Consider the following 23603-nt stretch of genomic DNA (forward strand, 5'->3'; position numbering starts at 1 on the left):
CCTTAATTCGTTTTGTTCGTCGTCCCTTTCGGGGTCTTCGGCGTTTCGGGCGCCGGCGTCGGCGGCGGAGCGTCCAAGATCGCGCGAATGGCTGAAATCTGTTGTTGAGCGAGGGCCCGGCTGGCCTCGTCGGTGGCATTCTTCTTCACATCCTCATAGGCCGCCAAAGCCTTGGGGGCGTCGTTCGCGGCGACGAAAAGGTCCGCCAGGGCTAGGATCCCCGCGATGCGGTAGGGGTCGCCCTTGGCCGGAATGGTGCGAAGAGACTCGTAGGCCAGCTTCTCGCCGGCGGGTTCGGAAAGATTTTTATAAAGCCGAGCCAACAGATAAAGGGACTGGGCGTATTCCGGCCGTTTCGCAGGCACGCGCTTGTAGGCCTCGATGGCCCGGGATTCCTGGCCGACTTTCTCCAAAAATTGGCCCAGTTGAATAAACGCCGCCCCGAGGTCGTCGGCATCCGGATAAGCCGCGGCGTAGTTGATATAGGCCTGGTTGGTCTTGTCCACATCGCCGAGCCGGGAGTAGGAGATGGCCGTGTTCAACGCCGCGTTTTTCGCCAGCGGATCCGCCGGGAAGTCCTTGCTGTATTGGTCGAACACCGCCGCGCTCCGTTCAAAGTTGTTCAAACTGAAATAGGAAACGCCCAAATGGAACCGGGCGGGAGGAACGTTGGCGTTGTCGGGAAATCCCTGAAGGAATCCGTCGTAGGCCCCCACGGCCTCCAAATATTTCTCTTCAAAAAACAGCGTTTCGGCCCGATAAAAAGAGGCCTGCGCCGCCCAGGAAGAACTGGGAAATTCGTAGAGGATTTTCTGAAAATTCTCCCGGGCGGCGGCGTAGTCCTTTTCGTTGTATTGTTTCGCTCCTTCCGTCCAATAGATATCCGCCAGCACAGGGCTTTTTGTTTTCCCCTGGAACAAGGCGGTCAGCTGAGCGGCGGTCATCCCCGAATTGAAAGAAGCCAGCTGGATGTAGTTATCGACCTGGGCCCGTTCGGGATCGTCCGGGAACCGCGTCTGGAAATCGTTATAAACCTTGATGGCATTGGGCCAATCTTTGGAATTGAAGTAACACTGTCCGATTTGGAACCGGGAATCCCGCACGAACGGGGAGTTGGGAAAGTTGCGCACCAAGGATTGGTAACCGACAATGGCCTCGGTGTACTTGCCCATCTCAAAACGCGTGCGGGAGGCCCGGAAAAGGGCCTCCGCGGCGCGGGGATCCCGCGGGTATTGAACCGAAAGCCTTTCCCACGCCGAGACCGCTTCGTTGTAATATTCAGACCGATAAAGGCTCAGGGCCTCTTGGAACAGCGCGAAGGGCATCTGCTCATTTTGTGGGTCGATTTGCCCCAACCGCCGGTAGTTGGAAATCGCGTCATCGAACCGCCGAGCGTTAAAGGAAATGTTGGCCATGTCCAAGGTCAGCTTGCCCATCAGGTTTTTCTGGCCCCGCTCCTCGGCGCTCTGGTAGGCCCGTTGAAGCACCGGCAAAGCCTCCTTCACGCTCTTGTCCATGGCGAAGGCCAGGGCCTGGGAGCGAAGGGCCTCCGCGACCCAGGGATGGTCCACCGAAGCCACCGAGAGAAATTCTTTAAACTGTTTCTGGGCTTGGGGATAGTCCCTCAGTTTCATGGCGGCGTGCCCCATCCAATAAATGGTTTCGGGGAACTTCTTTTGTATTTCAGGGTCCACCAGCCGCCAGAGACTGTTGACCTGGGTGGTCATGGATTTGTACTCCCCCGCGCGGAAAAAACTCATGCAAGCCAGCTCCGCCGCCTTGGCCGCGTAGGGCGTTCCCGAGAAATGTTCGGCCACCAACTGATAAGAGGCAAAGGATTCGGGTTCCTGCCCGAGCCGTTCAAAGGCGTAGCCCTGAAGCAGGAGCGTGCGGGGCGTTAGTTCCGGATCTTCCCGCTCGTTCAAGAACTGGTTGGCTTGCTTCGCCGCTTTCTGGAATCCCCTGGGCCGCCCGAGCCCAAATGATTCGATAGTTGTTTTCGGGCGTTCGTTTGCGGGCGGGGACCTGCTCGAGGATCCCAACGATTTTCGAAATTTTGTCCTGCGTGGCCAGGGATTCAGTCAAGAGATAATTCACGTTGGCCGCCAAAGCCGGATCCAATTTGGATTGGTTCAACGTCCATAACCGTTCTTCAGCAGAGCTGTATTTTTTCATACGGACATCGCAACAGGCGAGCCTGTACAACGAGAGATAGTCCCACTGCTTCGTCCGGTGGGAGCGAAAAATGTCCCCGAAGGTCTGGGACGCCAACAAATAATCCCCCTGGAGGTAGAACGTCTCGCCCAGCTCAAAACGAGCGCGATCCGCCCAAACGCTTTCCGGAAATTCTTGCGTGATCCGCCGAAAGGCCCCGCTCGCTTCAGGGAACATTTTCAATTCCCGGTAGCAAAGTCCGGAAAAATATCGGCTGGCCGGGTTGCGATCGTCGCGCAACAGGTAGTCGAGGGCGCCTTGGTATTTTCGCACCTCCCACTGAATGAGTCCCAAGGGAAGCATGTACCGGGGGTGGGTCTTGTAGGCGGGATACAGCGCGGAAATCTCCCGAAAATGTTGGTACGCCTTTTCGATATCTCCCATGGAAAGCGTGGCCAGGGCTAACCCGATGATTGCCTCCGGCACGAGAGCCTTGGTTTTCCCCTCCGTCACCGCGGCGAAATAGGGGGCGGCCTGGGAATACAACCCTTCCTCATGTAACAGGTGGCCAAACGCATCATCACCGAGGCGCGAAAATAGTCGTCTTGGGTAGGGACCTCCGATAGGTTCTTAAGAAGCCGGGCCGCGTCTTCAAAACGCCCCTGATCCATGAACAGGTCGGCCACCGTGTACTGGGAGCCGATGCCTTCCAGGCCGGGCGCGACCTTCTGCAAGAAGGCGAGGTAACTCCGAATCGCATCGTAGGCCGCGTCTCTTTGGAATTTAAATTGGTAGGTCCGGATGGGATCGTGAACGGATTCATTTTTCTTGGGAGCGGCGGACGGGGACCCGACGAGGGTCGAAAAGAGGAGAAAGCTCCCCCCCAACGACCGCCATACCGGTCGAAAAGAAAAACGCGGGAGATCCGATGTTAAATGGCGAATCATAGGTTGATAGAGTTGAGTTGATGATCTACCGAGGTATTATGCAACGCTATGGCCAGAAGGTCAACGCACAATCGTCAGGAGCGATCGTCCCTTGGCGTCGGTGCGCCGTTGGTTGGGGTCTCGAACGGCCTTGCCGTCCACAATGAAATTATAGGAGTAATCCCCGGGGGCCATCGCCACGGAAACGCTCCACCGGCCCACGGTGCTTTTGCGAAAGGCTTCGGGGGTCCAGTTGTTGAAATCCCCCACCAGTTGAACGCTTTTCGCATTGACGTTGTTGTACACGAAGGTGCGGCGAGAAAGCGCGCCGGTTTTTGGCGGCCCCGAAAGCGAGGAAGGCGTCGATTTTGGATTTTCAAAGGGAACGGCCGGGTCCACGGGGGAGAGCCCCGCCGGGGCCGCCGTCGAGAGCACCGGTGCGGCCGCCGTCGCCGGACTGGTCGATGTGCTCACCCCTTCCACAGGGGCGGTGGAGGACACCACGGGAAGGGGCGTTACCGTTTCGGTCGCGGGAGGTTCCGAAGGCGCCGGGAGCGGCGCCGACGAAGGGGCGCCTCCGCGCAGGGTTTCGAACCGCGTCCAAAGACGAAATCCGACCACGCCCAGAAAGACGAGGTCAATCAAAATCAAAAAGGAAAGGGCTTTTCGGCTCATGGCGCTGTCGGTGGCGTAGGCCCTTCCGCCAGGTGTTCCAGGATCTTTTGAAGGCCATAGACCTTTTCTTTCAAAGCAACGAATTCCTCTTTAAACGCTCCCGCCTCCGGATCCGGCATAGCAAAACCTTGGGCAGGAGGAGGGGCCTCCACCGAGGGGGCCGGCGACGGAGGGGGGGGTGGCGGGGGAACCGCGTTCATCTTCTCCGTCATTTCCTCGATTCTTTTCTCGATCTGGCTCAGCCGCTTGATCATCGGGTCCAAAAACAAAGGTTCCTTTTGGACCGCCTCCTCAACCCCCGCAATCCGTCGAATCAGCGCCTCCTGCATGGCGGGATCCACCGGTGGCTTTTCGCCCGATTCGGGTTGGGGCGCGCGCACCGCCGCGGCCTCGGCGGGAGAAAGAACCACGGTCTTGGTGATGGCGTCAAATTTTGACGGGTCCGGCATCGGCGGCGGGGCCACAGGAGGGGAAGGCGCCTTTGGTTTGGCGGGAGGCGGGGCCGGGGCCGGTTTCGCCTTTTTCGCCTTCTTCTCGTTTCCTCCCCATTCCATAATCCCTTCCCCCACCGGCTCCGGCGCTGGAAGAATCACATCGGGAGCGGCCGTGGGGACCGCCTCCGGGGCCTGCGGCGCCGTCGTCAGAACCTTGGGAACCGCCGGGGATTGGATCAGTTTCGCGATCAGCCCAAATAACATAACGAACCCGGTGATGAAGCACGCGACGTAGATTAAAAACTCCAGGTCGCCCATCAGGTCGATGTAGGTGGTTAAGAAGTCCATTTGAACGTGAATCTAATGGAATTTTCGCCCATTGTCAATGCGTTTGTTCATGGAAAAAGCCCTCGCTGTTTCATCGCGAGAGATAAACGGCCGAGTCCGACGAGGAACGCCGCGAGCCTCAAATCCACTTTCTGCTCTCCGGCCACGCGCCAGACCTCCTGAAAGGCCCGGGCGAGGATGGCGCGAAGCCGTTGGCGCACTTCTTGTTCATCCCAAAAAAAAGCCTGGAGATCCTGCACCCATTCAAAATAACTGACGGTCACCCCGCCCGCGTTGGCGAGGATGTCCGGAACCACCGTAACGCCCCGCGACCGAAGGATTTCGTCCGCCTCGTTGGTGGCGGGCCCGTTGGCCCCTTCAACGACGAACTCGGCCCGCACCTTCCGCGCCACCGCCGCCGTGATCTGGTTTTCCATGGCCGCGGGAATCAGCAGATCGCAGTCCATTTCCAGGAGCTGAGCGTTCGTGACGCCCCGCCCCTTCGGGTATCCGGCAAGGGGGCCGGTTTCGGCATGGCGCCGAAGATCGTCCACGTCCAACCCCTCCGCCCGCGCGGTCCCGCCCTCCGCGTCGGAAATCGCCACGATCCGAGCCCCCGCCTCGTGCAAGATCCGGGCCGCGTTGGCCCCCACGTTCCCAAACCCCTGCACCGCGATCCGGAGGTTCTTCAGTTCCCGTTTTTTCACCCGGCAAAGTTCTTCGACGATATAATACAACCCGCGCCCCGTGGCCTCCCGCCGCCCCACGGTCCCGCCGATTTCCAAGGGCTTTCCCGTCACGACGCCGGGCACCGAATGGCCGGCCTGCACGGAATAGGTGTCCATGATCCAGCCCATGATTTTTTCGTTGGTGTTCATGTCCGGGGCCGGGATGTCCTTGTCCGGCCCGATAAGGATCGAGATCTCGGCCGCGTAGCGGCGCGTCAACCGTTCAATTTCTCCCTCGGAAAGATTTTTGGGATCGCAGACCACGCCCCCCTTGGCCCCGCCGAAAGGAAGGTTGACCACCGCGCACTTGATCGTCATCCAAAACGCCAGCGCCCGCACGTCGTCTAAGGAGAGGTCCGGATGGTAGCGGATCCCGCCCTTGGCCGGCCCCCGGTCCAGGTTGTGCTGAACGCGGTACCCGTCGAAAACGCGAAGCGACCCGTCGTCCATCCGCACCGGAATGGACACCTGCAAAATCCGTTTGGGTTTCCGGAGCCGTTCCACGATCCAGCGCTCCAACCCCATGCGCTCCGCCCCCCGCTCCAACTGAGCCAAAGCCTCCGCCCAAAGGGAGGATCCCGAGGGAGAAGAGGACGTCATGCGCCCCTCCCCTCTTTCACACAAACAGGAGAGGTCAAAGCGAGAGAAGAGAACCCAATGCCCCTTTCTCCCCCTCCTTCCCAAGGAGGGGCCAGGGGAGGTCTCAACGCCGTCGTCATGCAATGCGAAGCGATTTGCGTAGTTCGAATTGGAAGTAATGTTTCTCCCCCTCCTTCCCAAGGAGGGGCCAGGGGAGGTCTCAACGTTGTCTTCGTGATGGGACGGACCGTTCCTCTCATCCCTCCCTATCTACACCCGATGGAACCTTTTCGCAAGGTCTTCATCCGAAAATCGGAGGAAGGAGGGGCGACCGTGGGGACACGTCCACGGCCGCGGAGAGGCTTGCAGCTCCCGGATCAAATGGTTCATCTCCAGCACCGTCAAGGGATCCCCGGCCTTCACCGCCCCCCGGCACGCCGCCCGCGTGACCAAGGCGTCCCAGCCGCGGGGGATGCGCTCCGTCAATAAATCATCCGCCAACCCCTCCAACAGGGTCCGCACCTTGTTTCCTTCCCCCAGGGCGGCCGGAACCGCCAACACCCGCCAAGCGCCCCCGCCGAAAGGTTCCAAATCGTATCCGAGCTTCTCAAATTGTTCCCGTTGGGCCTCGATGACGGCCGAGGCCTCCGCCGAGGGTTCCCAAACCCAGGGCAGCAGCAGGGATTGTTTGGCCGGGGTCCCGCGGGCCGCCCCGGCGGTGAGGACCTCATAAAGGACCCGTTCCGCCGCCGCGTGCTGATCGAAAAGGAAGAACTGGTTTTCCACCCGGGTCAAAAGGTAGGTGGCGTACAGTTGAGCCACCGGTTCAAATCGCGCCGCCCGGAACGTTTCCAGGGGCATGCCTTCCCAGGCCGGCGGAGCGAGGTCGGGAGAAGCGGAAAGGAAAGGAGCCTGAAGTTGGAACGCCGCCCGAGATTCCGCCGCCGTGGGAGACCGCCCAAGGGACACCGAAACGCGCGGGGAACCCTCCACGGGATCCGGAGGAACCGCCAGGTCGGCGGGGGCGAAAACCGACGGGGCCTGAACGCTCCGCCCGAGCGCGTTCTGCACGGCGCGGCTCAAAAAATCGTGAACTTCCGCTTCGTGGGAAAGGCGAACCTCGCGCTTGGCCGGATGAACGTTCACGTCCACCAGGGTCGGGTCCATTTCCAAAAAGAGGAGGGCCGCCGGGTGCCGCCCCACCATCAGCCGGCCGCGGTACCCGTCGTAGAGGGCGTGGGCCAACCGGCGGCTGGTGACGGCCCGGCGGTTCACGAAAAACCGTTGATAGCGGGCTGTGGATTGGGGCTGGTTCACATCCGACACCCACCCCCGCACCCGCATGAACCGCCCGTTTCGTCCACCGCTTTCAAAGACGCCGCGCGGTCCGCCCCCCACAGAGATTCCAACCGCTCGATCAGCCGAGCCCCGTCCGCCTCCAAAGCCGGAAGCGAGAGCGCCTCCTTGCCCTCGGACATCACCCGAAAAGCGGTGCCCGGAGCCGAAAGAGAGGCGTCCTCCACGGCGCGAAAAAGGAGGGAACGTTCGGTGGGATCGGATTTGAGGAATTTAAGCCGCGCGGGAACCGCGAAGAAAAGGTCGTCGGCCGTGACGGAGGTGCCGGCGGGGGCACCGGCGGGCCCGTCGAAGGAGATCCGCCCGGCCTCGGCCCGAATGGCCCAAGCTTCAGGGGCCCCGGCCGTGCGCGTCACGAGCTCAAAGCGCGAGACGGCCATGATGGACGGCAGGGCTTCGCCCCGAAACCCAAAGGTCCCCACATGTTCGAGATCGTTTAAATCGCGGATTTTGGAGGTGGCGTGCCGTTCCAAGGACAACCGAGCGTCGTCCGGCGCCATGCCCTCGCCGTCGTCCCACACCCGCAACCGTTTCCGCCCCGCCTCCCGCCACTCCACATCGATCCGGCGGGCCCCCGCGTCCAGGGCGTTTTCAATCAGCTCTTTCAGAACGGAAGCGGGCCGTTCCACCACCTCGCCGGCCGCAATGCCCCGGACGATTTCTTCCGTCAGTTTCTGAACGCGCGCCACGGAGACCCCTCCAAAAAACGCACCTATGAGGCCGGAAACCTTTTTCCAACTGAAAAAGATTTCCCTCTCCTCTTGGGAGGCCGTTCGCAGAGCTCACGGCACCGGGGGCGTCGTAGCCGCTGATGCGAGGGCAGGGTGAGGGATTCGGTTTCGACGGAAAACGCTCTTCCGTCATCCGGCTTCCCTCCTATCCCTTCCGCCCGAAAGGGACCCCGCGTCGACCCTTCTTATTTCAGCTTAACGGATTTGGCGCAGAGGGTAAAATACCCGCACTTCCGAAAACAAACGTCTTTGACGCCGAAAGACAACTTCAACTCGCAATCCTGAAAGTCCTCCGCCATGGAGTTGATCTTGTCGACCGTCTCGCGCTTCAGATGATCGAAGCGAACCCCGATGGCCGTGGTGTCGCCCTTGGGCTCCGTCCAGGCCACCCGCCCCTGAAGCTCCATCCCCTCCAACCCGTGAACGTCCATCATCATTTTCAGCTTGGCGTTCCCCGACACATGGGCGAACACCACCAACGCCATCCCGCCCGCGGAAAGGTTCGTGAGCACCGCCGGCACTTCCTTCGCCGGATGGTCCATCACGAACAAATCCACCGGCTCCGCCATATCTTTCAACACCGGAAACCGCTTGTGGTTTCGCTTCTCTTCTTTCAACATACCCCCCCCCTCCCCACCCCATTGAGTGCCACCCATCATAACACCCCCACCCCCCCAAAAGCAAGATGCGTCCTCCCTTTGAAGTGCCCCCGAAAAAATGCGTAACAAGAAAAAGCGTGTAATCACCCATCGTTGAGGGGACGTCCTTCACTTTTATACTATGCTTCCACTCGCCAGGGGAACTCGACCAGGGAGCCATTGTCCATGGACCTGCTGGCGATTGGCCCGACCGTCGGCGGGTCCCTACCCCCTGGATCCGACGATCGCCGAACTAGAAACCCATGGATAGATAAACCCGAACGTTGTCCCGACTACCGAAAGCGGGATTATCGTTGTTGATGTATTCGATGTTGATCGGAAGGAGAAAACTGTTCAACCAGAGGGCGTCCAAACTCGCCCCGGCCGTGATCTCGTTGACCCGATGGGATCCTTTGAAATCGTCGATGGCGTAATGGTCGTAGGAAAGATAAAGCCCTTCCCGACGCAGGGACAGCGGAAAGGTGAAAAAGTATTGGCTGAAATTCAGGACCTTCTTCAACCCGGCCGACCCCTTCACGACCTTTTTCACGTACCTCGTTCCGTCGAGGCTCGGCATCGTCATCACCGAGGGGTCCCCTTCCACGAGGGAGGTTTTTGAAACCAGTTTGATTCCACGCCGCTCGGCCGCGCTCATCTGTTCCCGATCGCTGACGGAACCTTTTCCCCCGAAGGAAAGGTACCATTCTTTCGGAAAGTCCCGCTCAAAAGCCAACGCCCCGCCCATCCCCCTATCGCCGCGATCGGAAACCGCAAACACCTCGCCATCGACACCGCTATGGCGGTAAAAACTGTGGCCGAATTGTTCACTCTTCGAAAGCGCCACGGACAACCCGGCCGGCGCTCGTTCCACCGATTCCACGTCTTGGGAATAGGAAGCGTTCACGGCGCCGTCCCAATACCCTTTTTTCAGATAAGGGACGGAAGCCATCCCAACCACCCCGAAGTCCCGGTAGGTGGAGGAGGGCAACGTCCCGTTCTTTTCCGTCACCGCGTAGGGAATAACTTTAAACCCCACCAAGGATTGCGTGTTTTCATAACCGACCCCCAAGACGGTGACTTCGTCGTCCGTTCGTGAAGCCAAAGCGGTCACCGCATTTTGGGTTAACGGATCGGCAAAGACCATTTGAACATCGTAAAGCCACCCCGCGTCCGGATCCGACTGTAAGTTAACCATCGTCCCGCTGTAGTGCAAATCCAAGAGGGAATGGTAGGGTTTGGATAAATCCACCCTCTCCGTTTTTCCGTTCTCATTTTCCTTCACCGCGAAGGGCGGATCTTTTTCGAAAAACAGCTGGGGCTCAAAGGGCGCTCCTTGTTTTGCCTTCCACGGACTCACCACATAGTAATAATCGTCCGCGCTCGTGGCCGCCAACAACACCTCGCTGTCTGAAATCCAGCGCGCTTCCACAATATTGTCGGCTTCCGAAACCCGTTACACCTTCCCGTTTGGATCCGCGCGATACAACGTGGACCCCAAGGCGGAATTGGCGACGAAAAACACGTTCCCCGCATCGTCCACGTCGGCCACGATCCCGTAATATCCCTGAAAGGAGCACAGCGGCGATTTATTTTTATATAGGGTCCGGGTCTTGTTTTCCTGGGAGAAGTAATACAAGTTGTCTTTCCAGTCGATCAAAACGGAGGAATGAACATCGTCATAAAATTGGTCTCCCACAAACAAGCGGGGATGGTCGAACGAACTGGAAACGTCGAAATAAACCGCCCGACCGTCTCGCAAATAGCCTTGAATCATCATCCCTTCCGTTCCCTTTAATATCACCCCCCGCTCATCAAAGAGCCCTTGGTATATTCGCAGAGGAGAAACGTACCCCCCGCCCTGGGTATAATAACGGCCTTCGGCCTTAACCATTTTCCCCATCTGGTAAGAAGCCCGCTGTCGATCGACGTTTTTCGTCTTCCGTTTCAAACGGACCCGTTCCGGCGCGCGCACCCCGTCCTCGTTGACCAGAAAAAAGATCTCGTCGCCGTCCCGGTTCAACGATGCAAAATATTTGGATCGCGCAATAACAGTTCCCTGGGCTTCCACCACCTGATCCGCCAGAGGCTTCGTTTGCGCGACGTAACCCGACATCAGCGATTCAAAATTTTGGGTGACGGCGCGTTCCATGGCGGCGTTGGTGAAAAACGGCCAAAACCAATCCTGGGAATTTTCTTTCATAAAACCGTTGGTTTTCTGAATCCCATAATTCTCCGCCAGAAAATACTGGAAATAACTTCCCATGGTGTAGTAATGCTCGCCATAGGGAAAAAACAAGGTGTCGTTGTGCATCCGGGCCGGGGTAAAATATCCCGCTTTCACCTGGAGAAGCGTCTGGGCCAGAAACCGCCCGCTATAAAGGCGCCCCCCGTTGCCATGCCAGGATTCGTTCAAAACGGCGTTCCCTTCAAGAAAGAAAGGACTCACCGCCAGGTTCGGGAGCGTGAAGAAAGGACTGAAAAACCAGCCGTTGCCCAAAACAGAATGAAACGATCGGGAAATGAGGTTGTCTTTCGCGTTCAACTGATAATTGTGGGCCGTTTCGTGGTAAATCAGGGTGTCGAGCCAGGAGGAGGCGCTGAAATAGTCCACCATCTCCGTGCCGCCGATGAAGTTGATTTGCCGGTTGTTGGGAATTGGAGTCGAATACCCGTTGGCGATTTGGTTGTAGTCCGACATCAACCCCACATAAAGTTTTTCATCCAGCGCAAACCCGAAGAGCTTTTCGTAGCGAGGATGAATATATTTTTCCAACGCCGCCGCCCGTTCGGCGGCCGCCTGGTTTTTCTCCGTGAATATCAGTTGCACGGAATCGGTGTCAAACTTGAAATAGGGCTGGTCGTGGGGAACGCCGTCCGCGCCCATGACCCGACCAACCAAAAACAAAAAAAGCGACCATCGGTGAATTTTCATTTAATTTCCCTTTTCAAAAGATCCCCAATGATCCGCCCGTCCGACCATCGCTTTCGCGTCATGGTTTGGCTCCCCCACCAAAGTGATTTTTATCATCCCAGGACTCTTCTTACAAGCGACTCTTTTTAGGGAGAGTTGGGCCCATCGTCTCAATGGCGAACGGGGACGAAGCGATGAAGGGAGATGGATTTAGGACAGCCTTATCGTAGGCTTCCGTCAGGAGTCTTTTGATCGGAAAAAGGGGCGGTTCCCAAACGCTGGGCGAAGCGTCAATCCCACCCGGGGGTCAGGCGTTGATCGACAGGAAACGGAGGGTGCGGAGGGCGTTCTCCAGTTCGTCGCCCAGCGGTTTCACCAACGGCACGAGCCTCGCGCCCAGAGCCTCTATCGCCTCGACCGATTCGACCAACGCGTCGGGCGTGAAACCCACCAGGGCCAAGGATCCCGGACGGCCGCGCCTTTCGGTGTAGGCCGCCACGGAGAACCGGCCCCCCGCGATCATGGCCGCGCCCTCCGTCTCCGAGGCCAACAGGAGCGTGGCGCGGGGAGAGAGCGCGCCCCCCGGAGACAGGGGGGCCAAGGCCTTCAGGACCGCGCCCCGCTCGATCGCCGACCGAACCACCACGGTCAAGCGGGCGTCTTTATTTCGGCGGGCTTGAATTTCCCAAGCGGCCAAGATCGTCGCGACCCCTCGGCGGATTTCGTCCGTGGGGTTTTCCAACAACGGGGTGATGTCCAACACCGCTTCCCGACCCAGGAGTGCGTTCCCGATCAACGAGAGCCGCAGGGTTTCGCGACGCAATGCGTTGTAGGAGTCCTCGAACCCCCCCAACACTCTCGCGCGGGTTTCCGCGGGGAGATCTTTCACGGCGGCGGCCCACGCCTTCACGGCCCAGCGCACGCGGTCCGCCGCGTTGGCGTGATTCAAGCCATCCCGGGCGCCCAGCGCGGCCCCCGCCGCGCGGGCGGCGGGCTCGGTGGCGATCGGTTGGGCCCACAGAGCCAGAGCCAAAGCCGACAGGTTCCCTGGCGCTCCGTCCGCGGCCAAAATCCGCCCGCCCACGGCGTCCCCGGCCCCCAAGGCTTGGAGCGCGTTCTCCCATTCATGGTGGATCTTACCCCCGCCGCCCGTTCGTGGCGCCTCCGGAACACGCCGCCAATCAATCTCTATTTCCAAACGATCCATGTCCAAGGGGCCCGGCGACAGCATCCGCAATCGTTCCAACGCGGCCCCGTCCGTCGGGGGGCCCGTCCGCTCCCGAAACGCGGGGGGCGAGACCGCGGCGTCCCGCACGGCCCGCGCCACGCGGCCCCAGGCCCGTCCCGCGGCCCAGACAACCCCCGCCGCTCCGAGGGTCATCAGCATGACCCAAGGATCGATCGCCGCGCCCACCGCGGCCGCCGCCCCGAAGGCGTTTCCCCCCATCAAGATGAGCGTCCCGGCCGCCAAGATTTTCTTTCCGGGAGAAGACCCCGATTTCTCGGCCCGTATTTTGGCGATTATCATTATTTCGTGTTCGGCCTTTTCTCTGTCCGTCACCCCATTCCGCAACCGGGCGACGATCGCGCGCAATTCTTTTTCCCCGCAGAGGAACGGACCGGTGTTGACGTAAGACCACGCCTGAAACCGGTAGGTGATTTCGTCCGGGTCCGGATGTTCAAAGTGGGCGGCCAAGGACCCCCAGCGATTGAAATATTGTTGCACCAGCCAGGCCCGCTCCATCATGCGAAAAATACGCGCCTTCGAATCTCCGTTGGCGTCCCCTTCAAGGGCAAACCGAGAACCCAGGGACAAACGCTCGCTGGCGTTGGTTTGCAATAACTCGTCGCACCACTCGGCCAACGCGTCGAACAGGCGGTCGGGACTGAGGCGAATGTGCGCGACGAAGGCCGGGCGCTCCTGGCGGGCCTGGTAAACCACGTAAAGGTCACGCCCTCCGTTCGAGGTTCGAACCTCCGCGAATTCCCCCAGCGCTTGTTGCAGATACCGCGAAAAGCCCAACACTCCCCGGCGATTCACCAAAAGGAGAAACCGGGCCGAGGACCGCCCTCGGGCGCGGGACGCGCGCGGCCCTTCGATGGGATACACCGACGCCGCCCCCCCGCGCGCTTCCGGGGGCGGGGTGTAGGCCGCGATCAATCGTTCCAGCGTCTGATGCATTTTTTCCGATGAGTCGGGCACCCCCCCCCCGAACGCCACGTCGGTCTCGTTGGGACGCAAGTCCTCGATGGCCCGGTCCACCTCCTCCGGTTGAAAAAACGCCCCTTTGAGGGGAAACAGATGAACGTCCCGCCTGCCCCCAACGCGCCGGGCGGCGGCCGTAATCCGCGCGTATATTTTGAAACGCGATTTGATATCCGCGGCCCCCTCGTATTTGAACACCGGCACGGCCCCGATCCCGTCGACACTATTCAACCTCACGCGATACGCCCGCCCCTTTTCGCCCAAACCGTGGAAAAACAAACGAAGTCCTTCAAAGGGATCCTCCCATAGGTGGCTCCCGCTCACGGTGGTGGTGAAAACCCATTGCAGTTCTCCCAGGAGCCCTGTCAATTTTTGGTCTGGGTTTCGCTGACGCCCCGCCAGCTCCGCTCGTCGCAATAACAGGCCCGGGTGCCGTTGCACCCCGAGGCGCGCCTCGGTGCGGTTGGGGAAAAGTCCGAGGCGGAGGGGAGTGACCGACCGTCGATCCCCTTCCCCGCGCAAAGCCCGGAGCCACCGCCCTAATGTGAAAACGTGAACCCCGTCTTTCCCTTCCAAGAACAAGACATAGCCCCCGGCGCGAAACCACTCGACCTGGAGAGTGTAGAGGCTGTTCGGGGACAACACCATGGGGAGCGTCAACTGCCGCATTCGGCCCATTCGCCTCGAAAAGGTGAGAGGGGCTTGGCCTTTTTTGTCCGAGCGCACGGTCCACTCCGCCCGGTTGAACTCCTCCCGCCGCGCGGCCGCTTTGGGAGGCTCTTCCCAATAATTCAGGAAATCCTCTTGGGAAACGGAAAGAAGCAGCGGTTCCAGGGCGCTGCTGAGAAGGCCCTTTTGCGCCAACGAAAAGTGGCCCGCCGGCGTGCCGACCACCTCATCGAACTGCCCCGCGTGGGCGAAACGGCCTAGAGCAAACACCATTTTTTGGCCGCCCCCCGTCGACAGCAATTCCAGGGTCGATGTCTGACGAAAGAAACGAAGGGCGTATTCTCCGGGAGCGCGGAACACCAACGTGGTCACCCGGGTCCCGTCCGAACGGAATAGGGGAAAGGACGGGGTTTCGCACAGCAGGGTTGTGGATTGGGCGTCCGCCAACCGCACCCGAAGATCCGCGGGGGAAACCACGGCTAAGGCTCCATCGAGTGTCGTGGCCAGGTCGAAGTAGCGGGGCAGTCGCGCCAGGGCTTCCGTGAGGGAGGGAAACTCCCAAAGAGGGGGGGCCCCGATCTCCCGGTTCCCCTCGGTGGAATCGAAATACCGTTCCACGGCGAAGGCCATCGTCCTGCCATCGGTCCGCGTGAGGAGGACCACCGGGTAGTGGCCCCGGGGCCAAAAAAGTTTCATAGACGCGCTGTCATCTTTCAGAAAATCGTTGTGGAAATTGAGACGGCGGTTATCCCCGCGGATCAAGGTCAACAGGCGGTCGGAGATCCGCACTCCCTTGCGACGAGAGCTAACGGGAAAAGGAGGCGCCGCGGCCTCAAAGGCGGCCATGTCTTTTTCGATTTCTTCCCGAACCTCCAGCTCCCGCCCATCACGCACGGCGCGAACGGCGCGTTCCAAAAGGGCGAGCGCCTCGACTCGGGCGTTTTGCAACCGCTGTCCCGAGGAAACGACCGCCAAGTCATCCACCGGCTGGGGCGAAAGGACGGCGGTCGGTCTGGTGGCCAGGGCTTCGGCGTAATTATTGATTAGAAACACCCGCAACGCCGAACCCGCGCTCAACGTCAGAACCAAGCCCCACCCCGGCCGCCATTCCAGCGCCGCTTTCCAATAGCCCCCCCCCGTCAACTTAACGAACCGAAAATAACGCCGGATCCCGCGGTAAAAGAGATCCCATCGTCCCGAGGGGGACGGATTGGCCAGATACCCTTCGTCATTGAACGACTGGATGGATTCCAGGAACAAGGCGGGGAGGTCCGCCGTTTCCAGGTTTTTGTCCAAACGACTCCCTTCCATCAAGAGGTCGAGGAACCCCCGCACGGCGTCGGCCTGTTCGCGCAAAACCGGGCCCACCGGCGCGGCCGCGATCGCGGGTTCGCTTCCCGGCATCGACCGATGGGTCGCTTGTTCCACAGCGAGCGCGGCGGCGGGGCCCAGGGCATCGACGGCGGCCCGAGGGTTCCGCCAGCGATCGAGGGCCGACCGGAAAGACGGGTCCGACTCGAACACCTCGCCGACGCGCTGGACCCTCTTTTGCTCGTGGAAAATAGCCAACCACCGCGCGTGGAAGGCAGGATCGCCGAACAACCACTCCGCCCGCAACACGCGGCGCACCCGCTCCCACAGGTCCCGGGGTTGAAATTCCAATTCGGACACCACGGCGGAAACCGGGTCGCCGGTGACCGCCCGAACCTGAACGAAAACCGACCACACGCGTTTTCCGGTTTGGCTGGGAAAGATCAAAGAGAAATGCGTGCGGGGGCCGATCACCGCGTCGGCGGACTTCACGACGTCGGTTTTTTTCAACTCGTCCAACCAGTCTGTAATGAAGTCCATCAAGACCGGGCCGAGGTCCGTGCCGGCGGATTTCTTTCCAAAATCCAAAACCAAATGCACGTCCGGCGGCGGTCCCTTTGACGCGTCCCAGTCGCCGCCCATGACGATCAACCGCGCGGGGACCAGCCGCCCTTCTTCGTCCGCGATTTGGGGAACGGTCCGGCGCGCCGTGTCGAGAAAGCGTTCCATGTCGAAGCGACTTTTTTTCATGTTCGCTATCGGCCCGCTGTTTTTTTCCGGGGCGGCCCCCGCGAACAGCGACATGAAAGGCCAAGGTCGCCCGGAGTTGCGCCCTTCCCTCACTTCGCGGTGCTGAAACATCACCCATAGATTCACGAGGACGTGCGCCAGGATGTTGCTCCACCCGTCCGGGTCCGCGAAATACATCGCCGTGAAAACGGCTCCGAAATACAAACGCCAGACGCTGTCGATCCACCCCTCGGGCGGAAGCACCGTTCGACCCGGCCGGTTGTAGAGCCCCCCGGCCAGCCCCCGAAATACAGGGTGCAGGAACGTGAAGAGAAGGAGGACCGCGCCCGCGTAGACATAACCTTCTCCCAGAAATCCCAGCCACGTCGGGGCCGACACGGCCACGCCTCCGGCCAACAGGAATTGACGAAAGAACCACTCCTCGGCGGCGCTTAACGCCAACACGGCGGCGCCATAGCCCCAGGCCCCCGCCCGCCCGAGTTTTTTAAGCGGGGCGAGGAAAGGTTCCAAAATCATCATCGCCTTCGGGTTGGCCTCCTCGGCGGGCAACAACAACACGCTGGCCGGCCGGTCCAGGCGTTTCTCGATTTGCTCCCGGACGGGAAACGGCAAGTCGCTGGGATTGTCGGGGATTTCCGCGGCGACCTGGAAAAGGCGCTTAGATTCCGCCGTGGACTGGACCGACGGCGGGCCGAGAATTCCCGACTGGTTTAACCACCCCGCCCCCAAGAAATAATCCCGCTCCAACGCCACCGCCTCCCCTGATCGTTCAGTCGACCGGGTCAAGGCCTTCAGATTTTTCGCGACGACATCCACCGGATCCTCGGAAGTCGGGTGAATGTTCAGCAGAAACCCAACCGTCTCCCCTTTCATGGAGGGGATTCTCACGCGAGCGCCTTGCGGGTCGGGGTCAACCCGCGAACCGGGCGGCAAGGCTTCCAGCAGTTCGCCAAGGAACACGTTGACCACCGTCCGCGGTTGAAGCCACTGGCCGACCACAGGATCGTCCGGGCGATAGCTCAGAAACACGTCAACATCCCCGCGATCTTCGGCGAAACGGTATCGACTGCCTCCCACGATATCGGCGCGCACGGGCATCCCCAAACGGCCCAAATCCGACGTGCGTTCGGCGGCCCGCCACAGAGCCGACTCCAACACCGCCAAATCCGGCAACCGAAGGATTGTGACGCGCTCCACCGTCGCGGCCCCGCGCCATACCCGAAGGACCTCCAGAGCCCCTTGGCCGTGCGCGGAGAGGGGATCCTTCATCACCCGCTCCCACAACCGCCGCTCCTCCCGCCGTTGGGCCTTACGGGGCCCTAGGCCCGCCGTCGGCAACGCCGCCAACACCGTTCGGGCGTGGCGGCGAATGAAGGGGGAGGGATCGGCTAATTTGGCCTCGAGACGCTCAAACAGCGAGTTAAAATAACGGGACGCTTGCGTTTCGTTGGGAGCCGTCTTCAATTCGTCCCACGCCAAACGCAAACCCAACCGGTCGATAGACCCATCCGATTCATGCGGGGGATTGACTTCCAACGGATCGGCCACAAACCGGGCGGCGGGAACGACTTCCCGCAACGTCGTGGCTTTGGCGAAAACGAACGATCGGATGTTTTCGAGACCCACCCGCCGGGTCCAACGGTGAGTCACCGGGTCCAAAACGGATATCGCACGGACGGTGGAAAGCGGCACGCCTCCCGCCAACGGCACGGGTGGCAGGTGGTCTTCGCTCAAAGAGGGCAACGACGTTCCGGCGGCCGCCAAGGCGTCGTGGGAGACTTCGATCACGACCGCTGGGTCTTGGGCCGTTTGACGGGTCTCCGCGTATTCCTGGGCTTCACTCCATTTGAATGTGAATAAGGGAGCGTCGAGGAACCCGGCCCGCCCCCCAACCCATCGCACGTTCCCCCCCGACTCTTCGATCCGATTTTTACGGAGATCGGACACGGTGGTGCCCCGGTAAAGAACGCCCGCCGTGGGCGCCAGCAACGTCAGCCCCGAAACGGACCGGGTGGGCGACGCGGTCGGCGGCAAAGAGCGGACCTCCATCGCCATGTCCGGCTCCAGGGCCATTTTCCACTTTTTCTCTTTGAGCGACCAAACGCGCAACAACCCCGGCCCAAATTGCCCCTCCAAGAGCGTATACACCCAAAGACAGTCGCAACCGCGATACTCCAATTCGGCGGCCCCCCCGGCGCGGGCCCAGGCCAAAACCAAATCGAACACGCGGACCACATCCACCGGGGTTTCCCAATCGTCGTTCATCTTCAGGCTTTGAAGGACCGCCCGTTGCCGATTTTTTTCCAACCGCATCGACGCAACGGTTCGACCGTTGAGCCCCATCACCACGTGGGTAGGACCGTGCGCCCCAAGCCGCGTCAACCGGGACTCGAGACGAAGGGGCACATCGCTCGGTGTGATTCGAGCCGCCGCCGTCGCCTCAGTTTTTTCCGTAGGCCCGACCGCTGGAGGGCCCCGAGAGGCCGACAACCGGCCGCGTAGCACGAGCCCCGTCAACATCTCGTTGGAAACAAAAGAGATTCCCTCCGACCGCAACCGCTCCAAAAACCCCACGCCGTTCCAAGGCGGGGCGTGACTCCAAGGCAGCCCGACCGCCAGGTCTTTTTTAAACATCACTCGCAGACGGTTCCCGTCGAAAAGGTCCGGGGCCCGGTGGACGGCCATCACCCACAGCGCCGCGGAAAACTGAAGGTCACGACCGGGGGCGGCGTCGGCCAACATTTTGAAAAAGGCGGAGGGAAACCCGAGGAGAACGCGGTAGCGAAGTTCCACCTGGGGTTCCTCCACCGCCAAAACGCCTCCGTCCTGAGGGAGCAAGCGGAAATGGCCAATCGTTTCACCTTGAAGAACGATCTCTTTCAACCGGGGGTCGTTGCCCACCGCGTCGCGGAAGGACAACCCGGCGAATTCCTGGTCTTCCACGAACGAGGGGGGCTTTGTTCGTGAAACGGGAACTTGAACCGGCGCGAGGAGCTGACGAACGCGCACCCCCCATCCGTAGGGGTTTTGCTGCCAATGCGTTAAAGCGCCCCGGGATGCCTCCGTCAGCCGGTCGTCAAACATCGGCCCCCACACGGCTTCGTTGGGGACGGAAATTTCCTTGGCGACAAAGGGAAAATGACGGCCGTAATCCTTGGCGACCAGAGCGTCCTTCCAGACGAAATCATCCGTGACGAAGAAAGCCCCGGGGCGGAAAGAGGCGGCGATGTCGAAAAGGAAACTATCGGAGCGATCGTAGACAGAGGCCAGACCCATGCCCGCGCGAAAGTAAAACCCGTCCAACCCCCGGCTCAGGATATCTTGATAGGCCGCCACATTTTCCAAGCGCCCGTCGTGGAAGACAACCGTGCGGGGGCGGCCCTCCCAGGGGAAACGAAGCGCCGGTCGACCATCGATTTCGAGGACCTCCACCGCTGAAGGGGGGACCCCCAGCGCCGTCACTTCGATGGCGATGGCCAGGGGCAGATTGGGCGACGCGCTTAGAAAAATTCCCCGGGAATAGCCCCCCCTGAATTTTTCTTTGCTGTAAATCGTATCCGTTGAAGGAACGCCTTGGGAAAAGGTCGCCCGCAGAAGATCCGCCGTCAGCCCCGGGTAAGGGGCCAACATATAGACCCGTTCGGGGCTCCAGGTCATCAGGACGTTGGACACGTCCGCCCCGGCGCCGCCGTACAAAACCGTTTTCCCTTCCCCCCGGGGGTTCACGATCGACCGAACGGCGAGATCGTGATGGACGAATGGCGCCGACAGTAATTTATTGCCAATGACGGGGTGATTCTCCGTCGATTCGTCAAAAGGTCGGGGAGCCGGGGTCGACGCCGCCACGAACCCGCCAGCGGGGACAAACCGCACGTTAAGACGGTTGCCGTACCCCTTCAACTCGGCTTCGGGAACCCCTTGATGAGATCCCCTCAAGGATGTCTTCACCTTTTCGAACAGTTCCTCCTCGCCAGGGAATCGGGACACCGGCAAAGCCAGGGGAAACCGCGCGGCGTTGTCGCCGTTGTCGCTATAATGGCCCACCCACACATCATCCGTCGCCAAAACGCCCTCGGGCGGCATGGCCTCGGCGATATCCGATAAAAACGTCGAAGGATGACGCGCGAACTCTTTCGAAATCGCCATACCGGCGCGTTGCAGGTAAACGTCCACGCCGCGCTCAAGAACGTCTTGGTAAGTTTCGGGGTAAAGGACGTTGGCACTGACGAAAACGATGCGCCGCCACCGAAGGGGTTGCCCCGCGTAGGCCCACGGAAAGAGGATGGCCAAACGCCCCTCAAACATTTCAATGCGGACCTTGGCGGGGTCCACCCCCATGGCCGTCAACTCGAGGCGGAGAGCTTCCAGGCGTTTGGAAGAGCTAACCATCGTCCATACCGGGGCGTAACCTTTTTTCCTTTTCTCGGCCAAATATTTCTTTTCAAAACCGGGCGTGTACGGCACCTCCGCCGCGGTTTTTTGCAAAGGCTGAAGGTCTTCTTCGCTCAGCGGGCCGTAGGTGTCCAGAAAGTAAAACAACGAACCATCGGTATCCAACAAAGCCCCCGCCACGTCGCCCCCCGCCCCGCCCACCAGGACGCGTAGCGGCCGATGAGCCGGGTTGATTTGCCGCCGCATGGCCAGGCGATAATCCACCATCGCCGGAGCCAGAAGCCCGGCGTCCACCAGGCGACGATCGGTCAAATTTTCCGAACGTTTCGATCCCCGGGCGTTGAACAGGGAAACAGTTCCCATCATCGCCAAACCCCATGTTTCGAAAGTTCCCCCGAAAATCAAATGGCGAAAAACATATTCCACCACAACGGGCGCCACCAGCACCGCGAGCAAGGCGTACGCCGCGTAACCCTTTTTTGCCTTTTCTTTCAGGTGGCTGAAAAGCGAATCAAAAACAAAAAGCGGTTTGGCGCCAAAATGAGAAAAGAAAACATTGGTCTTTTTCCCCAGTTCGCGCGATGCCGCGGAGGGAAATTTCTTCAAGCGGCGAAAAATGCCGGCCAGCGAAGCGCTCGTCTTAAGGGAAAAGACCGGTCCGTTGGGGCCCATTTCGACCGACACGGGGGTTTTCGACGACCAGGGCGTCTCAAGGCCGTCCTGTCGAGCGAACGCGTCGGCGGTCGGGATCAGCATCGACTGCGTCGCCCGGGCGCGGGGCCGATCCATCGGGTCCAACTTATCCAGCGGGACCAACACCCGCGCCAGGGGCAATTGAACCCGGTCTCCGGCAAAAATTCTCTCCAGAGGCAAAGGATCCCGGGCGAAGGCGTCGAGCGGTCTGGTGTTCGCCTTTTCAAACCGCGGGGTAACCACCACGGCCCCGGCGCCTTCCAACGCCAATCCGTTTAGAATCCCCGCGGTGTGGAACCCTCCGACCACCAGAGCGACGGTTTTCTGCCCGCGCGCCCAGCGCAACGTATTGGCGACCAGAGATCCGTTTCGGGCGACGGCCTTTTCGCAAAATTGCTCGAAGGGCGCCAGATCGGGAAGGGCCGGCGCGGAGTCCCCGGCCAGGGCGGTGAAACGTTCGGGAAGGCGTGCGATATCCCCCCGTCGTTGGCGATACTCCCCCCAGGCCGCCGGCGTCATTTCGTTGCTGACCAAGCGGGCCGTCAGATCCACGTCGTTCGACAAAGCCAGAAGATCCTTTTGGCGCGAGGTCACCGCCCATCGACGGCCCGCGGCGGCTTCGGCCGCATTAAGCTCCTCCAACAACCGCGGTCGGGAAATGGATTCAACGGCGGCCACGTAGTCCAGATAGGCCGAAAAGGCGGGGGTGGTTCGAAGGTCCACGCCCGCGAGGTGGCAAACGGTTTTCAAATGAGCGTGAAATTCTCCCGCGGTCATTCCCCCGGAGCGGTACCGCTGCGCTTCGCGGAGCAAAGCGCCCGTTTGATCGGCGGCAAGTCGCGCCGTGAGATGCTCCAGGACGCCTCGCCGCTCCCGCTCGGCTCGGGCGAAATCCAAGCGGGCCTCCATCTCGAGCGCGGCCACAAAACCACGCAACGCCGGCCCGGTGCCGTGGGGAGCCAAGAACCGGGCGTAGTCGCCCACCCCGCCCCGTCCGGCGTGAAACGCCGAGCGGCGTGCGTCCAAGGTGGCGAGTTCAGGGGAATAAAGAGCTTTTTTCAAGGGACCCAGCCGACGCCCCCACACCGCCACCGCGGCCCTGGCCTTCGGTCCTTCGGCCACGCACAGCCGGGCGGCCCGCACGTTGTCGTAATACTGTTCAAAGGATTCGACGCCCACCAGGCGGGGGACTTTCCCCAGCGCGAGACCGGCCCACTCCGGACCGCTGATGTATCCCTCAGCGCGAAAGAAATCGGCGGCGCGGGCCAGGGGCCGGGGGTGAGGGTAACGGCGATATCGCTCAAGCTCGAGAGGGACCCACGCGCCCTCCAGTCCCGCCGTGGCCACGCCCTTGTCGGCGAGCGCCTCCAACAACCGACCGATGTTCGCTTGGGCGGCGTCCTCCGTGTGAACGTCCTCAATGACCACGACAAAGGGGGCCCCGGGCGTCCCGGCCCGAACTTCCCCCACCGCCCCGAAAGGCCGCACGGCGGCCTCCAGGCCCGGTCCGAGGGGCGTCTGATCTGTTTTCGATGAGAGTGGGGAGCAGGTGACGCCATCGCAGAAAAGGGAGTCCAACGATGGGGACGACGCGGCGAGGGGGGGCGACCAGAACCCCTCGCGGTCGGGAGGTCGTGCCGCGCGCCGTTGTTCCCAAAAACTCGCCTCGTTGGCGTGAGCCGCGACCACGTTCGAAAACAAAGTGGCGCCCGACAGAACAACGGCAACAACCCTTCGAAAAGGAAACATCATGGAACCAGTATAAACCCTGCCATCGAATTTGCTCTTAAGAAAACGTAACAAAGTTGTAACAAAATCAACCGCCACCGCTGTCCGGGGAAAATCGGGATTTTCCTTCCCCTCTTGGGGGAAGGTGCCCCAGAGGGGCGGATGAAGGAAATGTTTTCCTTCAACAAACCCATTCCCCTCACCCTGCCCTCTCCCAAGGGAGAGGGAAAAACTACGGACAATGCAGCAAGGATGTCTTATTGGCTGACGATCCGTTAAGAACGGGCATTTTTCCCCGGACAGGCGTGATCAACCGCCACCGCTTGTCCGGGGAAAATTAAAATCTCAGGTGGCGATAAAAGAAGATTGGAGTTGGGGGTCCAGTCGATTCAACC

General features: G+C 60.7%; 12 protein-coding genes. All 12 read right to left on the reverse strand.

All coding sequences use genetic code 11. From position 1 onward, the window contains the following. Positions 1-2: 2 nt before the first annotated feature. The gene (locus IPP35_02850; GenBank protein ID MBL0058058.1) at positions 3-1925 is read right to left on the reverse strand and encodes a tetratricopeptide repeat protein; all 1923 of its coding nucleotides are present in this window, start codon (positions 1923-1925) and stop codon (positions 3-5) included. Beyond that, the gene (locus tag IPP35_02855; protein ID MBL0058059.1) at positions 1861-2700 is read right to left on the reverse strand and encodes a tetratricopeptide repeat protein; all 840 of its coding nucleotides are present in this window, start codon (positions 2698-2700) and stop codon (positions 1861-1863) included. Before IPP35_02855 ends, IPP35_02850 begins: the two co-directional genes overlap by 65 nt. Beyond that, positions 2664-3101, reverse strand: a complete 438-nt coding sequence (locus IPP35_02860; protein MBL0058060.1) for a tetratricopeptide repeat protein — start codon at positions 3099-3101, stop codon at positions 2664-2666. Before IPP35_02860 ends, IPP35_02855 begins: the two co-directional genes overlap by 37 nt. A gap of 60 nt (positions 3102-3161) precedes the next feature. Next, complete coding sequence (locus IPP35_02865; GenBank protein MBL0058061.1) at positions 3162-3755, reverse strand: hypothetical protein; 594 nt, start codon at positions 3753-3755, stop codon at positions 3162-3164. Continuing rightward, entirely contained in the window at positions 3752-4537 is a 786-nt protein-coding gene (locus IPP35_02870; GenBank protein MBL0058062.1) for a hypothetical protein, read from the reverse strand. Before IPP35_02870 ends, IPP35_02865 begins: the two co-directional genes overlap by 4 nt. Before the next feature lie 47 nt (positions 4538-4584). Next, the gene (locus tag IPP35_02875) at positions 4585-5844 is read right to left on the reverse strand and encodes a Glu/Leu/Phe/Val dehydrogenase (GenBank protein ID MBL0058063.1); all 1260 of its coding nucleotides are present in this window, start codon (positions 5842-5844) and stop codon (positions 4585-4587) included. Positions 5845-6093: 249 nt separating this feature from the next. After that, entirely contained in the window at positions 6094-7167 is a 1074-nt protein-coding gene (locus tag IPP35_02880) for a hypothetical protein (GenBank protein ID MBL0058064.1), read from the reverse strand. After that, positions 7137-7868, reverse strand: coding sequence for an ATP-binding protein (locus tag IPP35_02885; GenBank protein ID MBL0058065.1), 732 nt, complete (start codon positions 7866-7868; stop codon positions 7137-7139). Before IPP35_02885 ends, IPP35_02880 begins: the two co-directional genes overlap by 31 nt. Before the next feature lie 227 nt (positions 7869-8095). Next, the gene (locus IPP35_02890; protein ID MBL0058066.1) at positions 8096-8530 is read right to left on the reverse strand and encodes a PilZ domain-containing protein; all 435 of its coding nucleotides are present in this window, start codon (positions 8528-8530) and stop codon (positions 8096-8098) included. A 271-nt stretch (positions 8531-8801) separates the two neighbouring features. Continuing rightward, positions 8802-9977: a hypothetical protein gene (locus IPP35_02895; GenBank protein ID MBL0058067.1), complete on the reverse strand. Its 1176-nt coding sequence runs from the start codon at positions 9975-9977 to the stop codon at positions 8802-8804. A gap of 24 nt (positions 9978-10001) precedes the next feature. Continuing rightward, positions 10002-11480: a hypothetical protein gene (locus IPP35_02900; GenBank protein MBL0058068.1), complete on the reverse strand. Its 1479-nt coding sequence runs from the start codon at positions 11478-11480 to the stop codon at positions 10002-10004. A 286-nt stretch (positions 11481-11766) separates the two neighbouring features. Further along, a complete protein-coding gene (locus IPP35_02905; protein ID MBL0058069.1) occupies positions 11767-22968 on the reverse strand; it encodes a hypothetical protein in 11202 nt (3733 codons plus the stop codon). Positions 22969-23603 lie beyond the last annotated feature (635 nt).

The organism is Elusimicrobiota bacterium, assembly GCA_016721625.1.
Lineage (GTDB): Bacteria > Elusimicrobiota > Elusimicrobia > FEN-1173 > FEN-1173 > JADKHR01.

Coding starts and splice junctions, on each gene's coding strand:
- IPP35_02860 (MBL0058060.1), bottom strand. CDS start 3,101: ATGATTCGCCATTTAACATCGGATCTCCCGCGTTTTTCTTTTCGACCG.
- IPP35_02865 (MBL0058061.1), bottom strand. CDS start 3,755: ATGAGCCGAAAAGCCCTTTCCTTTTTGATTTTGATTGACCTCGTCTTT.
- IPP35_02870 (MBL0058062.1), bottom strand. CDS start 4,537: ATGGACTTCTTAACCACCTACATCGACCTGATGGGCGACCTGGAGTTT.
- IPP35_02875 (MBL0058063.1), bottom strand. CDS start 5,844: ATGACGTCCTCTTCTCCCTCGGGATCCTCCCTTTGGGCGGAGGCTTTG.
- IPP35_02880 (MBL0058064.1), bottom strand. CDS start 7,167: ATGCGGGTGCGGGGGTGGGTGTCGGATGTGAACCAGCCCCAATCCACA.
- IPP35_02890 (MBL0058066.1), bottom strand. CDS start 8,530: ATGTTGAAAGAAGAGAAGCGAAACCACAAGCGGTTTCCGGTGTTGAAA.
- IPP35_02900 (MBL0058068.1), bottom strand. CDS start 11,480: ATGAAAATTCACCGATGGTCGCTTTTTTTGTTTTTGGTTGGTCGGGTC.